General features: G+C 50.2%; 13 protein-coding genes and 1 riboswitch. Of the genes, 5 read left to right on the top strand and 8 right to left on the bottom strand.

Annotation, left to right across the window (positions count from 1 at the left end; translation table 11 throughout):
* Positions 1–27: 27 nt before the first annotated feature.
* The 3 genes from D7M11_RS20870 to D7M11_RS20860 form a co-directional block, all read right to left on the bottom strand.
* On the bottom strand, positions 28–567 hold the full coding sequence (locus D7M11_RS20870) for a glutathione peroxidase (RefSeq protein ID WP_120749197.1): 540 nt from the start codon (positions 565–567) through the stop codon (positions 28–30).
* A 5-nt stretch (positions 568–572) separates the two neighbouring features.
* A complete protein-coding gene (locus D7M11_RS20865) occupies positions 573–1,022 on the bottom strand; it encodes a MarR family winged helix-turn-helix transcriptional regulator (protein ID WP_120749196.1) in 450 nt (149 codons plus the stop codon).
* 104 nt (positions 1,023–1,126) lie between these two features.
* Positions 1,127–1,720 carry a histidine phosphatase family protein gene (locus tag D7M11_RS20860; RefSeq protein ID WP_120749195.1) on the bottom strand — a complete coding sequence of 198 codons (594 nt, stop codon included), beginning with the start codon at positions 1,718–1,720 and terminating at the stop codon, positions 1,127–1,129.
* Between the two features lie 168 nt (positions 1,721–1,888).
* Between D7M11_RS20860 and D7M11_RS20855 the strand changes: the two genes are divergently transcribed.
* The gene (locus D7M11_RS20855) at positions 1,889–2,752 is read left to right on the top strand and encodes a metallophosphoesterase family protein (RefSeq protein WP_120749194.1); all 864 of its coding nucleotides are present in this window, start codon (positions 1,889–1,891) and stop codon (positions 2,750–2,752) included.
* A 189-nt stretch (positions 2,753–2,941) separates the two neighbouring features.
* Positions 2,942–4,180, top strand: coding sequence for an ATP-binding protein (locus tag D7M11_RS20850; RefSeq protein WP_193556246.1), 1,239 nt, complete (start codon positions 2,942–2,944; stop codon positions 4,178–4,180).
* Between the two features lie 114 nt (positions 4,181–4,294).
* Here D7M11_RS20850 and D7M11_RS20845 read toward each other — a convergent pair whose 3' ends face one another.
* Positions 4,295–5,032 carry a DsbA family oxidoreductase gene (locus D7M11_RS20845; protein WP_120749192.1) on the bottom strand — a complete coding sequence of 246 codons (738 nt, stop codon included), beginning with the start codon at positions 5,030–5,032 and terminating at the stop codon, positions 4,295–4,297.
* A gap of 295 nt (positions 5,033–5,327) precedes the next feature.
* Positions 5,328–5,503: riboswitch (cyclic di-AMP (ydaO/yuaA leader) on the top strand.
* Positions 5,504–5,658: 155 nt separating this feature from the next.
* Between D7M11_RS20845 and D7M11_RS20840 the strand changes: the two genes are divergently transcribed.
* Together D7M11_RS20840 and gdhA are read left to right on the top strand one after the other, a co-directional pair.
* The gene (locus tag D7M11_RS20840) at positions 5,659–5,847 is read left to right on the top strand and encodes a hypothetical protein (protein ID WP_120749191.1); all 189 of its coding nucleotides are present in this window, start codon (positions 5,659–5,661) and stop codon (positions 5,845–5,847) included.
* A 131-nt stretch (positions 5,848–5,978) separates the two neighbouring features.
* Positions 5,979–7,355 (top strand): NADP-specific glutamate dehydrogenase, encoded by a 1,377-nt coding sequence (gene gdhA / locus D7M11_RS20835; protein ID WP_120749190.1) that lies wholly within the window; start codon positions 5,979–5,981, stop codon positions 7,353–7,355.
* A gap of 294 nt (positions 7,356–7,649) precedes the next feature.
* Here gdhA and D7M11_RS20830 read toward each other — a convergent pair whose 3' ends face one another.
* The 4 genes from D7M11_RS20830 to gltC all read right to left on the bottom strand — a co-directional run bounded on the left by D7M11_RS20830 (position 7,650) and on the right by gltC (position 11,872).
* Complete coding sequence (locus tag D7M11_RS20830) at positions 7,650–8,822, bottom strand: ABC transporter substrate-binding protein (RefSeq protein ID WP_193556245.1); 1,173 nt, start codon at positions 8,820–8,822, stop codon at positions 7,650–7,652.
* 89 nt (positions 8,823–8,911) lie between these two features.
* Positions 8,912–10,228 (bottom strand): extracellular solute-binding protein, encoded by a 1,317-nt coding sequence (locus D7M11_RS20825; RefSeq protein WP_158606758.1) that lies wholly within the window; start codon positions 10,226–10,228, stop codon positions 8,912–8,914.
* A 142-nt stretch (positions 10,229–10,370) separates the two neighbouring features.
* Entirely contained in the window at positions 10,371–10,712 is a 342-nt protein-coding gene (locus tag D7M11_RS20820; protein ID WP_120749187.1) for a hypothetical protein, read from the bottom strand.
* A gap of 251 nt (positions 10,713–10,963) precedes the next feature.
* Entirely contained in the window at positions 10,964–11,872 is a 909-nt protein-coding gene (gene gltC, locus D7M11_RS20815; RefSeq protein WP_120749186.1) for a glutamate biosynthesis transcriptional regulator GltC, read from the bottom strand.
* A gap of 185 nt (positions 11,873–12,057) precedes the next feature.
* Here gltC and D7M11_RS20810 point away from each other — a divergent pair, with 185 nt between their 5' ends.
* Positions 12,058–13,635, top strand: coding sequence for a glycoside hydrolase family 26 protein (locus tag D7M11_RS20810; protein ID WP_120749185.1), 1,578 nt, complete (start codon positions 12,058–12,060; stop codon positions 13,633–13,635).
* The last annotated feature ends 10 nt before the right edge of the window (positions 13,636–13,645 follow it).

The following is a 13,645-nucleotide window of genomic DNA, read 5'->3' as shown; positions in this document are numbered from 1 at the left end:
AGGCGAAATGACGGGGTTTTGTAGCTTTTACAGCAGCTTTTCAATCTCCGGGGCGAGGTCGGCAGGCTCGACCGGCGACTCGAAACGGCCGACTACGTTTCCTTGCCGGTCTATGAGAAATTTCGTGAAATTCCACTTGATGTCGTTGCCGGCAAGCTTGCCTTCGCGCTCCAGCATGGCCGTAAGCCGCTGACCGCGGGAGCTTTCCGGATCGAAGCCGGTAAACGGCGCCTGCTCGGTCAAGTAGGCGAACAGCGGATGGCGCTCCGCACCGTTTACGTCAACTTTGTCGAACAGCGGGAACGTGACGCCGTAATTAATCTGGCAGAACGTATGAATCTCGTCGTTCGATCCCGGCTCCTGCGCGCCGAATTGGTTGCAGGGGAAGCCGAGCACGACCAGGCCGCGGTCTTTGTAGGTTTCATATACGGATTGCAGATCGGTGTACTGCGGAGTGAAGCCGCACTTGCTGGCCGTGTTCACAACAAGCAGCACTTTTCCTTCATAATGATCCAGACCGACTTCCTCACCGCGGATCGTTCTCGCGTTATAATCGTAAACTCCCATAGCTCTCATGCCTCCATTGTCGGTTGATGAATACGTCCCAGCAGGGACCTGAGCCGGTCCCGCAAATCTTTGGCTTCCTCCGCGGAGATGCCCAGCCCGCAAAATGCCTTCGCCGGAACGTCGCAAGCCCGTTCCTTAAGCTGCTCGCCGCTTGCCGTAAGGCGAATGCGCACATTCCGCTCGTCCTGCGCATCCCTGGCGCGCGAGACGAACCCGGCCGCCTCCAGCTTCTTCAACAGCGGGGTGAGCGTGCCCGAATCGAGATGCAGCCGTTCGCCAAGCCGCTTGACGGTTACGTCATCGCGTTCCCACAAAGCAAGCATGGCGACATACTGGGTATAGGTGATGCCCAGCTCGTCCAAAAACGGACGGTAAAGCTTCGTCATTTCCCGAGAGCAGGCGTATAAGGCGAAACACATCTGGTTGTCCAGCGTTAGCATGTCATCCCGGTCCATAGAAGCCTCCGTCTTTTTTAATTGCGCAAAATTAAATTGAATACAATTTAACCTTATCATATAATTTCCTAAAATACAAAAAACGGAGGAGAGGAGTCCGTCCTTTACAGCTGCCGTTTGCCGCCGTCCCATAGTCTCGTAACAAGCGTCAGCTTGTCGGCCGGATCGAACTCGAGCCGGTATAGATCCGGCATCGTAGTGCCGGTCCAAAACGCATAGTCGAAGCGCGGATCGAAATGGTTCAGCATAAGCGTCATAATGTCGCCGTGGGTCCCGATGACGATGGACTGCCCGCGGTGCCGCAGCAGCAGCTCGCCGAGCACGCGCGCTGCCCGCAGCGCCGCTTCCTTGCTCGATTCGCCGCCGGGATAAGCGAAGTCCGGCTCTTCGAACAGCTTTTTCTTCGCCTCCTTGAAACGTTTGCCCAGATCGGAGCCCGAGGCGAGTCTTTCGCGAAGATCTTCCCAGGTGGTGATGTCCATTCCTTTGGCATCGGCGAGCGGCTGAATCGTATCGACGGCTCTCTGGTACGGACTCGAATGGAAGGCGTCGATCGGCTCGCCGAACAGCAGGTCGCAGACGGTCAGCGCATCCCGCTTTCCTTGATCGGTGAGGCCTCTCTCTCGTTCGGCCCCTTCCACGTAAACCGAATCCGCGTGGCGGACGAAATAGACGACCGTAAGCCCGGAGTGTGTCATAGATTCCCTCTTTTCCTAATGGTTCAGAAAATCAAAAAAATACGGTACAGATGTGCTCTTATCATAACAAAGGAATCCCGGCGCCGGGGATAGAATAAATAATTGTACCGAAAATTGCCATCTGGAGAGAATGGGCGACAGGCACTATAAAAGGGGGATTCAGGCAAGTTGAATATCGCATTCGTAGGAGACATTCATGGACGAGTGTTCCATCTGATGGCCATACTCGCGCAGTGGCAGAAGGTGACAGGCCGCCGTCTGGACTTTATCGTACAGGTCGGCGATTTCGGCGCATACCCGAATCCGGACGAGCCGCTCCGGTCCAGCCGTTTTGTCCGGGAAGACCCCACGGAGCTTGACTTCAGCAAATATGTGCGGGCGGATCGCTCACTTCTGGACAAGGCATGCCGCATCCGGTCTCAACTCGGCGCCCCGATCCGGTTCATTCGCGGCAATCACGAAGATTTCGGCTACTTGTCGTCGCTGGGCGACCGGAACGCCAATGAAACGGCAGCGGATGAGATCGACATGTTCCGGTACGTGCGCGACGGAACCATACATGACATAGGCGGACAACGTATCGCTTATTTGGGCGGAATCGAGACGGGTACGCCCGGAGACGAACGCTCGCTCGATATGGAAGCGTACGGAAAGCTTATGGAGTATGGTCCGGGCGCGATTGACATCCTGGTTACGCACGATGCGCCATACGGAGTCGGCACCAATTTTCACGGCAGGACGCAAGGCTCCGCCCTCATTACCGAACTGATCCGGCGGATGGAGCCGGCATTCCTGTTTGCCGGGCATTATCATCAGCGAATCGGACCGCTCCCGTTCGGCCGAACGACTTACTTCGGCCTGAATATTTTGCTGCCTCCGCGCAGCGATCCCAGACGAACGGAGCCGACCGAGACGATTCAGTCCGGCAGTCTGGCCGTTTTGGATACGGATACGATGACCGCAGAGTTTGTAACGGATGCGACGATCCTTGCCGCAGTTGAAAGAAATTTTGATTTTTTGACCTGGGCGTGAGCGCGACGTAAGGATGGCTTTTTTCGTAAGGTTCTCACGATAGAATCGTTTCACGCGAATGTATGGTAAAATGGTAACGTATCCAATAGCAGCCATAACCGATTCATGGGGGGCATTATGCTACTGATCCTAAAAGAATTCTTTTTGAATATATCGATCATTTTTTTCCCCATCTTCATCTATCCTTTCTTGCACAGACGAACGAGCAAGTTCGTCTACACCCGCACCGTTTGCTTCCTCTTATTTTCGTTTGCGCTTGTTTTATCGATGTCGCTCCCGATGCAGCTGCAAGGAGCCATATTCGATTTTCGTTCGATTCCGTTAGCGATCGGTTCGCTGTACGGCGGCATACATGTCGCTTTCGGTCTTTACGCGATTTTACTCCTCTATCGCTTCCTGCAGGACAACTCCAACCAGCTCATCTATACGATCGCCATACTTTCATCGCTGCTGTTCGTTTCTTTGTATATCCGCCGTTTTATGGAGCTGAGCTTGTATCGCAAAATGCTGGCCGCGGCTTCGCTGCTTTTTCTGATTCGCGTGACGGTCCTGATTTTGTATGAGGGCATGGCATATGGGGCTGCTTCCCTTCTGGATACCAAAACCGTATCCACGATGCTCGTTATCATGCTCCAAAGCCTGGTTTGCGCTCTGTATGTATTCGTCTTCGAGCGGCTGCGCAGCATTTTATACATCCAGCAGGAAGTGCTGAACAGCGAGAAGATCAAAATCGTCAGCGAGATCGCCGCTTCCGTCGCCCATGAAATCCGCAATCCGCTAACGTCGGTTCGTGGATTTATTCAACTGCTTGGCGAGGACGGGCTGGAGGAGGGGAAACGAAAGTTTTATCAGAAAATATGTTTGGAAGAGCTGGACCGGGCGCAGCTTATTATATCGGACTATTTGACACTGGCGAAACCGGAGACGGAAACGAACGAGCCTATCGACCTGAATCGCGAAATCGCCTACATCCGCAACATCTTACTCTCCTACGCCAATTATCAGAATGTGGAAATTGCGTGCTCGCTGACGGACGAGCCGCTCTGGATCACCGGAGATAAATTCAAGTTCAGGCAAGCCTTGATCAATATCGGCAAAAATGCGATCGAAGCGATGAACGGCGAAGGGGTGCTGCGTCTGGGCGCCGCCGGCGATCTAAGCGGCCGCATCGTCATTCGTATAGCGGATAACGGCAGCGGGATGAGCGCAGAACAAATAACCAGGCTCGGCACCCCTTATTACTCGACGAAGGAGAGGGGCACCGGGCTTGGCACGATGGTTTCGTTCAGCATTATTAAAAATATGGCCGGACAGATTCAAATTCAGAGCAAAATAGGAAAAGGGACGGAATATACGCTAACGTTCCCCGGAATCGAAGGTCCGCAGGCACCTGCAGCCGCCGCGGAGGAGAAACCGGTTATGCCGTAAAGTCCCGCGCGCCGGCCCGGCGTTTTACCTCAATAGAATTTATAAGTTTCGGGGCTCCCCGCAAAGTAATTGGAATAAGCTTCGAAGCCATGGCTCCACTTTGTGGGGTTATTTTTACGAAGGGCGGCCGGAATCGCGCGGCGGAATAACGCAAGAGCCGTCTTCGCATAGTTCGCCCGCCCCTTCGCCGTCCGCACCGTCAACGAAAATGAGCGGATGCTCTTCATTCCACGCTTTATAAAGCGTATCCAGAAAAAGCTCTGTGGGCTGTGCACCGGAAATGGCATATTTGCGATTAATGACAAAAAACGGCACGCCCCGGACGCCCAAGGCGCCCGCTTCGCGTTCATCGGAGCGAACCTCCGCCCCGCCTTCCTCACTCTCCAGAAACCTTCTCGCTTCCTCTGCATTCAGCCCAGTCTCGGCAGCCAGGCGGACTAACGTATCGCGGTCGCCGATGTGCTCGGAATCGGTAAAATACGCTTTCAGCAATCGCTCCGTCAGTTCCTCCGCTTTGCCGCTTCCGGCGGCGAAAAAAGCGAGCCGGTGGGCGTCGAACGTACCTGTCGGCTTCATCGTATCGAAGCGATAATCGAGCCCCAGCGCCTTCGCCTGCTCCGCGATATTCGCAGTCATCGCCTTCGCTTCCCCCGCGCTTACGCCGAATTTGGCGGCGAGAGAGTCATAGATCGTGCCAGACGTATACGGCTTCGCATTCGGGTCCAGCTCGAAGCTGCGGTATACGATCTCCAGCTCGCCGCGGTGCGGAAATAACCCGATCGCCTGTTCCAGGCGGCGTTTGCCGATATAGCAGAACGGACATACATAATCCGACCAAATTTCGATTTTCATCTGTAGAATGCCCCCATTCCATAAGTCTTATTAAAATTCCCATTCCAGTAACAGATTTGGTTACATGAAGCTTGCTTTCAGTATAGGTTTCACCGTACTCGAAGTCAACAAACGGCCGGCGAAAATCTCCTGCATGATACATAAGGCAGGACAAGACAGAGAACGAGAGCAATAACCCGATATGGGCGATTGTAACCGCTGCCTCTCGGCGGGACGGCGGAATAACCGGGTTAACAGGGCCTTCCCGAGCTTTACAGTTTGACAGGGAAGGAGTATAGTTCATACATATTCAATATGTCTGCATTCGCTGAATTCTGCTAGTGGCAGGAACGGGGGAACCAACCGATTTCGCAAGCTGTAACAAGCTGTGTTAATCATGGGGTGAATCGCATGGTCCTTGAGGACAACGCGTAGGGCGACTCCAACGTCCGAATCCGTCAGCTAACCTCGCAAGCGTTTAGGAGAGGCAACCGTTACGCGCAGTCGTACTGGCTTATTTGCCATGTCTACGAAGCCGCGGGAAAGGTCCTCTTTCCTGCGGCTTTTTTGTGCTGAAATTTCGGGGTCCTGCAAGCCGTGCCAGACGTTAACGATCGTTTTTGCATAACGTATAACCGGAGGGGTACATGTTCATGTACGTGTTTATGGTCAGTTTTATTTTGTTGTTCGTGCTCGGATTGCTATTAATCCCGTTCGTAGGGCTTCGGCTGTCGAGAGGCGGACCTTTCATCCGAAACGACTGGCGAAAAATGGTAGTATTCTCTCTGGCGCAAGCGATCGTTCTGGCATCGGTCGTATCGGTGTGGGTAAAATAAGGATTCCCTTATCTCGATTTGGCATGAAGTTCATCTAAATCGCGCATTGTTTATGCCGCAATTAGCTAATAAGATACTTGTATTGGATACAATCGACGATATTTTGTCCAGATGAGAGGGGAATACTTGAAATGGCAATTGTGCAATCCGAACTGAATACGGCGGCAGCCCAAGACTATGTGCGCGGCGTATATGAAACGGTAGTCAAAAGAAACCCGCATGAAAGCGAGTTTCACCAAGCAGTCAAAGAAATCGTAGAATCTCTTGTTCCGGTATTCGCCAAGCACCCGCATTATATGAAGCAAGGCATCCTCGAAAGAATCGTAGAGCCAGAGCGCGTGATTTCGTTCCGCGTGCCATGGGTGGACGATCAAGGCAAAGTGCAAGTGAACCGCGGCTTCCGCGTTCAATTCAACAGCTCGATCGGTCCTTACAAGGGCGGACTTCGTTTCCACCCGTCGGTTAATGCGAGCATTATCAAGTTCCTCGGCTTCGAGCAAATTTTCAAAAATTCGCTCACCGGCCAACCGATCGGCGGCGGCAAGGGCGGTTCCGACTTCGACCCGAAAGGCAAATCCGACGGCGAGGTTATGCGCTTTACCCAAAGCTTCATGACCGAGCTGTATCGTTATATCGGTCCGGACACTGACGTTCCGGCAGGCGACATCGGTGTTGGCGCCCGTGAAATCGGCTATATGTTCGGACAGTACAAGCGTATCCGCAGCGGCAACGAAGCAGGCGTTCTGACCGGCAAAAGCATCGTGTATGGCGGCAGCTTGACGAGAACGGAAGCTACCGGCTACGGCTGCGTATACTTCGTTCAAGAAATGCTGAACTCGATCAGCGAAAGCTTCGAAGGCAGTACGGTCGTCGTTTCCGGCTCCGGCAACGTATCGATTTATGCCATCGAAAAAGCGCAGCAGTTCGGCGCCAAAGTAGTCGCATGCAGCGATTCCAACGGCTACGTATACGATCCGAACGGCATCAAGCTTGATACGGTGAAGCGTCTTAAGGAAGTGGAGCGCAAACGGATCAGCGAGTACGTGAAGGAGCATCCGGGCGCTACTTATACGGAGGGCTGCACCGGCATCTGGTCGATTCCTTGCGACATCGCGCTTCCTTGCGCAACGCAAAATGAAATCGACGAGGATGCGGCGAAGCTGCTGGTCGCAAACGGCGTAAAAGCGGTCGGCGAAGGCGCGAACATGCCTTCCACGCTGGAAGCGATCGAAGTGTTCCTTGCCGCAGGCGTTCAATTCGGACCGGCCAAGGCAGCCAATGCAGGCGGCGTAGCCGTATCCGCACTCGAAATGGCTCAAAACAGCATGCGTTATTCGTGGTCATTCCACGAAGTGGACGACAAGCTGCACCATATTATGAAAAACATTTATCGCAGCAGCGTCAAAGCGGCTGAAGAGTATGGACATCCCGGAAACCTGGTGGTCGGCGCCAACATTGCCGGCTTCCTGAAGGTAGCGGACGCTATGATTTTGCACGGTATTGTATAACTCGCCCGAAAGGGAAGCACTGCTTCGAAGTTCATTAATAGTGGCGAGCGGCTACAGCCCCGCCACTTGCACTTCGTTCGCGGTAAAAGTTGCCCGTTAGAACTGCACCTCAATTGTTAGACACGATCTAACATTGGAGGCGCAGTTTCTTTATTTTCAAATAATGGAAAAGTAAAAAATTCAGAACTAAAGGGCATGAGCCCCACTACAAAATCGGGTCCATACCCTAAAAGCTGCCTAATTATCATATTTTCTAACTTTTGGGGACACTTCTGCCATTCAGTAAAAGCTCATTTATTTTTCACTTAATATTTTCTCCGCTTCAGTCTGTAGATCCATTAAAGCATCCTCTATGGAAACACTGCCCGTTATCACTCCATCCAGTTTTTCAACAGCAATCGTTTCCAATGAATTGAAAAATCTTTGAGGAACCTTTTCCAATACAGGTCTCGTCCATGAAGTTAAACCGTATAATGCACTTGCCTTCTCCTTGTTATTATATTGCATGAAAGAATTTTTCCTGGAAGTCGGTGTATTCGGTCTTTCTTCGAGTAGGATAGAAGCCATTTCCTCGCTATTGATATACTTGATAAATTCCCAAGCAGCCAGTTTGTTTCGTTCATCCGCTTGTGAATGAACTGCAAATATGCCATCCAGGTAAAGAGAATATGAACTTTTCTCTCTGTTTGAGTCTATGGGTTCTGTAACGACCCCCCATGAAATAGAAGAAGGGATATTCTCCATATTATAGCTATTTGCAAGAAACATAGCGCTGGTACCCTTAAGAAAGGATGGTTGTCCATTAGGATTGTTTGTTTGCAGGTTTTGATACCGATATGCCGTTGCGGCAGTCTCCCATACCCCTTTCCATTCAGGGGTGTTTAATCTTGCACTGGTGCCGTTGTTGTTAAGCATGGTTAGCCCTTGTCGAGTGCCTAGTTCCTTTAACAAATCATAGCTTTTATTCGATTCCAACTCTAATCCTTTTCCCTGCTTAAAGACGGATGCAAGCTTGAAAAGTTCCATCCATGTCATATGATTGCTAGGATAGGGGATATTGTTGCTGTCGAAAAGCTCCTTATTATAAAACAACACTCTACTAGTAAAGGTTGGAGATAAACCATAAATAGATCGTTCATCTGCCGACCGAAGGACATCCAAGACGCCCTGATGGTAATCCTCCAATGGATATCGATCTATCGTTATCCATTCATCGAGAGCGGTTAGTTTTCCAGATCTCGCGAAGTCGCGATAAACTCCATAGTTAGGCAGGAATAAAATGTCGGGATTATGCTGTTTGACATATTCGGACATGATCGCAACAATATCTTCGTTTACACGAACGGCAGGGTAAGGAATCATAATAAGCTTGATAGTAGGGAATTTTTTCATGAAATATTTTCCGTATTTATCAATAAACGACTGATCGCTATAATACATTACCGTGATTGCATATTGTTCATTCAAGTTTATCATTACATCTGGAGATTCCTTTTTTTTGCACCCGGATCCGAAACATACGATCAAGCATAGAAAAACTAAGATTCGTCTCGTGTTCATGGTGCCTCCTCATTGCGCTTTACATATTGTTCCTCAACAACAGTGGAAATTTGATTCCATGCCTCTTTAGAGGAGCTAATCCCTCTCAACACGTCAAGAGTTGCCCTTTTTGCCGCTTCCGCTAAATCATTGTTGAACGGAATTTTAACTTCACCGTCCAATTTCGGATGCAATTGATGAAAGGCAGAAAGTGATTTTCCCCATTTGTCGGTAACATAATTCTGAAGAGTGGAGAGTCCTCCGCTGTTGGCTGATAAAGATATGTTTTTGGCTGATTGATCGCTGTGGATATACTTCAATATTTCCCAAGCGAGATCTTGATTACGGACATTAGAGTGAATGGCAAAGATGTCATAAAGAGTGTAATTGTATGTGGAATCTTTACTGTCACGGTCGACAGGCTCGGGAACTAAACTCCAGTCAAAAGAGGCGCTTTTATTGAATCTTGCGGCTTCGATATCATTTAAAAAATAATAATTTCCGTATGTCATCGCTGCTCTTCCCGATAAAAACATCCCTTCCAAAGAGGCATCGGCAGCGACATTTACGGTTTCCGTGTCCTGGTGTTCCGAGCTGTATATGTAACCTTCCTGATAGGCGTTTATGACCTTACTCATTATCGCTTCAAATTGGGGGTTGCTCTGAACTAACTTTTTCGAGTTCGGTCCCCAATAGGACAAACCGTGAGTCAACAAAATCTCATTTACAAGGATCATCGGATTAAAGTCGCTTAAAGGATATTCAAAGCCGTAAACTTCATGGTTCGGAAATCTTTTGGCGGTGTCGAAAACTTCGAGCCATGTCATCCGTTCGCTCGGATAAGGGATTTGATAACGGTCGAACAACGTCTTATTATAAAATAATGCGCGGCTGTTAAAAATCGGTGTTAATCCAAACAATCTGCCTTTACCGTCATGCCTTAAATATTCAATAACAGGCTGAACGAATTGCCCGACATTGTACTGATCGCGAACCATTAACGGTTCCAAATCTATTAACATCCCTCGTTTGATCAGTTCTTCAAATATACTGTGATCAATTGAGATCAGGTCTGGATTTTCTTTGTTTATGATTTCAAACAATAACTGTTTATCATTTTTCTTTATGGCTTCTTCGTATGACACAACTTCGAATTGGATATTCGGAAATCCCTGTTTTAACCAAAAGCCGTAGTCGCGGTAAAATTTATCGTTATTGATATACAGAACTTTTATTAAAGTGCTTTCTGTCTTAACCAGGGAAGAATATGGTGATTCCTTTTGAGACTGCGTTTTCCAGCAACCGCTTAACAGAAAACCGATCGTTAGCAGCATGAATATAACAGATATCCTATTTCTATTCATTTCATCACCTTGGTAATAGACAAGGGGGATTTGTCTCCCCCTTGTCTAATGGATACTAGACTTTAGTCTTGTTGTTAAAGAGTGTCATCATAATCACTACCGCTCCACACTACTAACCCGTTCTGTATCGCTTCAAAAGTACCATCAGCTTTGTAATTAGCACTTGAATCCCAAGTGTGATACTGTACTCCCGAAGATAAGTTCCAAACATTGGTATCGGAATATTCTTTTTAAATAATGGGTTGGCATAGTTATTATCTTTGACGACCTGGTGGACGAGTGTCAATTTATTGTAGCTCTTATCACCATTTATGTCTGAATAGGAGGCAAGGGGACCAGAGGCGGTCGATAAAAACAATTGTGTAACGCCTGTAGGTGCCGCATAAGCAGGTACAACGCTAAATGTTATGCAAGTAATAATTGTAAGAAAGATTGGGAGTTTCTTTTTTTTCAAATTCATCCACCTCTATTTGGAAAATTTAGGAGAATGTCGACATAACTTCTGTAATTTATACTATCACTAAAGAAGAAATTTATGCAACAATATTTGGTAAAAATAGTTACTTAATTCCTTTTTATAGGCATTTTCTATCATAGTTATTCTTTTTTTAATATAAACTCCCAATTTTCATAGACATTTAACAGAAAAAATAAGGGAAACGGACGCCTCAGCGTTCATTTCCCTCTTTGTTATTCTAGGCGGGCTTATTCGTAGCCGAAGCGGCCGATGTTCACGAAATACGCTTTGATAAAATCGTAAAAGAGCTTTTCGGTCGGCGTCAGCTCCCGGGTTGCTGGTGTAATAAGGCCGACGGTCCGCGTTACTTGCGGGTCCTGCAAGTGGATTTTGACCGTCGAGCGGGGGATGTTGTCGTTAAGCGCGATTTCCGGCAGCAGCGTAATGCCGAGTCCGGCTGCGACCAGCCCTTTGATTGCATCGATCTCGTCGCCCTCGAAAGAGATTTTCGGTTCGAAGCCTTGCGCTCCGCAAGCCTCGATAACCAGATCACGCAGGATGAAGCCTTCCGGAAACAGCACGAACATGTCGCTGCGCAGCTGGCTCAGCTTGAGCGACTGCTGGTCGGCGAGTGGATGGTCCTTTGGCAATAGCGCCACGATTTTTTCCAAAAACAAAGTATCGCCGTTTATTTGTTTGCTGCCTTTCGGCACGGGGCCGATCAGCGACAGATTAAGCGTTCCTTTTGCGACCAGATCGATCAGCTCCCGGTAGGAGCCGTGCTGGAGCTGGAATTGCACTTGCGGATATTTCTCGCGGAACGCGGAGATGACCATCGGCAGGAGATGAGAGGCCAAGCTGCTCGGGAAGCCGATCTTGATCGTGCCCCGCTTGGGATCGAGATAATCCTCGATTTCCTGCTGCGCCTTTTCGATGACTTGCAGCGCTTGCTGCATATGGCCGAGAAACATTTTCCCGATCGGTGTAAGCCGCACCTTGCGTCCGTCACGAATGAACAGGTCGACGCCGAGCTCCTCCTCCAGCTTGAAGATTTGCCGGCTGACAGCCGATTGGGCCACATGCAGCACATAAGAAGCCTCTGTGACGTGCTCCAGCTTCGCGACCTCGATAAAATATTGGATTTGCCTTAATTCCACCCTTTTAGGTTCACCGCCATTAGTTATCACAACATGTTAGGTTTAGCGCTTTCCCCCTATTGTACACTAATACGGGGCACAAAGAAACAGGGTGCCGCTTATTGGCGAGCTTCGAACCAGGGCTCCACTTTGCAAGTTTATTCTAGTAGAATAGATCTATATCGGTCGAAACGGGGGGCGGGACGATGCGTCGATCCTACGCAAAAAAGGCGGTTATCGCCGGTTTATTGGCCGCGGGCTTCGTCTGGGGATGGGTACTTGCGGAAGGCAACAAGGAACGGCAGCGACCGGTGAATTTGCCGGTTCAAGGGGAGAGCCAGGCTCAGCCTGTGCCGGCGCAGATGCTGGAGCGGTGGGACGAGCGGATGAAGGAAGCGGAGCGAGGAGGGAATTGGAGCGTTGCGGCTGACTATGCCGGGCGCAAAGCCGCCTATTTCCGGAGCATCGGCGCGGACAAGGAGGCGTCCGACTGGTATGCCGCGACAGACGGTTACTGGGCGAAGGCGGATCACAAGGACAAGCGGTTTTACGACGAAACGATTCCCGTTCCGGGGACGGTTACGCTGTCGCCATACGTTGGTGTAGCAGCGGAAGCGCCGAAACAGCTCGCCAAGTTCGAGCCTGTATCCGGCACGTATCTCGGTATGTTCGGCATTTTCGATTGGCCGTCGGTCGAGAAGACGTTCGGCCGTTATCACCCGATCGCGCTGACGTACGCCGGCTGGCCGAAGGACGAGCACGATACGCGCAATTATTTCCCCACCCGGCTGCTGGACAGCGTGAAGGCGGCTGGCGGGGGAGCCGTCCAGATCGGCTGGGAGCCGCAGTACGGGCTGGATCGCGTGAAGGACGACGAATACGTCCGATCGTTTGCCCGGCAAGCAAGAGAGTATGGCATCCCGATCTTCCTGCGTTATGCTTCGGAAATGAATGGCGCCTGGGTGCCGTGGTACGACGAGCCGGCCAAATATATCGAGAAATTCCGCCTGATGGCCACCATTATGAAGGAAGAAGCCCCGAATGTGGCCACGGTGTGGTCGCCGAATTTTTGGCCGCAGGACAATATCGACGCCTATTACCCGGGCGACGAATACGTCGATTGGGTCGGGTTTTCCTTGTATTCGACGCCTTTATTTGCCGGCGAGGAAGATTTTAGCAAAAATCAAATCGATTACTTCAAACCCTTGTACGACAAATATGCGCATAAGCCGATCATGATTTCCGAAGGCGCCGTTTCCCACTATTACCGGACGACAAGCACGAGTTATCCGAAGTGGGCGGAAGGGCAGCTTGGCGGCATGTATGGCTTCCTGCCGCGTATGTTTCCGCAGGTGAAGGCGATGACGTACTTCAATATGGCCAAATCGCGGACCGAAATGTTAAACGGCGATCATATATACGATATGAAAGAAAATCCGCTCATGTACGATATGTATCGTAGACTTATCCAGAGCGATTACTTTTTGACCAAAATCGCGCAAGGGGCTGGAACCGGCGACTCCATCCGTTATGTTCCGCTCGATCAGGCGAAGGCTTTGCAAGGCAAGCGCAAGCTGTTCGTCTACGCAAAGCTGCCAATGGATATACAGCCGTACTCGGTTGCTGTCATGCAGGGTGGGAAGAGGCTCGGTATAAGCTACGAGATGCCTTGGGAGCTAGAGCTTGACTTCAGCGCGCTCGATCCGGCTAAGCCGCTGACGTTTTTGGCCTATAACGGCAAACACGAGCCGGTCGCGCAGCACTCGGTAAGCTGGGCGCGCTAAAGGCTGGCGG

It is taken from the genome of Paenibacillus ginsengarvi (assembly GCF_003626695.1).
Classification (GTDB): Bacteria; Bacillota; Bacilli; order Paenibacillales; family NBRC-103111; genus Paenibacillus_AB; species Paenibacillus_AB ginsengarvi.
The sequence above is the reverse complement of the archived record's forward strand: the minus strand, read 5'-3'. Positions and strand labels throughout refer to the sequence as shown.

Bases quoted from the DNA above. Each gene is read 5' to 3' on its own strand.
- D7M11_RS20840 (WP_120749191.1), top strand. From the start codon at position 5,659: ATGTTCATGTACGTGTTTATGGTCAGTTTTATTTTGTTGTTCGTGCTC.
- D7M11_RS20810 (WP_120749185.1), top strand. From the start codon at position 12,058: ATGCGTCGATCCTACGCAAAAAAGGCGGTTATCGCCGGTTTATTGGCC.
- D7M11_RS20845 (WP_120749192.1), bottom strand. From the start codon at position 5,032: ATGAAAATCGAAATTTGGTCGGATTATGTATGTCCGTTCTGCTATATC.
- gdhA (WP_120749190.1), top strand. From the start codon at position 5,979: ATGGCAATTGTGCAATCCGAACTGAATACGGCGGCAGCCCAAGACTAT.
- D7M11_RS20870 (WP_120749197.1), bottom strand. From the start codon at position 567: ATGGGAGTTTACGATTATAACGCGAGAACGATCCGCGGTGAGGAAGTC.
- D7M11_RS20860 (WP_120749195.1), bottom strand. From the start codon at position 1,720: ATGACACACTCCGGGCTTACGGTCGTCTATTTCGTCCGCCACGCGGAT.
- D7M11_RS20865 (WP_120749196.1), bottom strand. From the start codon at position 1,022: ATGGACCGGGATGACATGCTAACGCTGGACAACCAGATGTGTTTCGCC.
- D7M11_RS20825 (WP_158606758.1), bottom strand. From the start codon at position 10,228: ATGCTGCTAACGATCGGTTTTCTGTTAAGCGGTTGCTGGAAAACGCAG.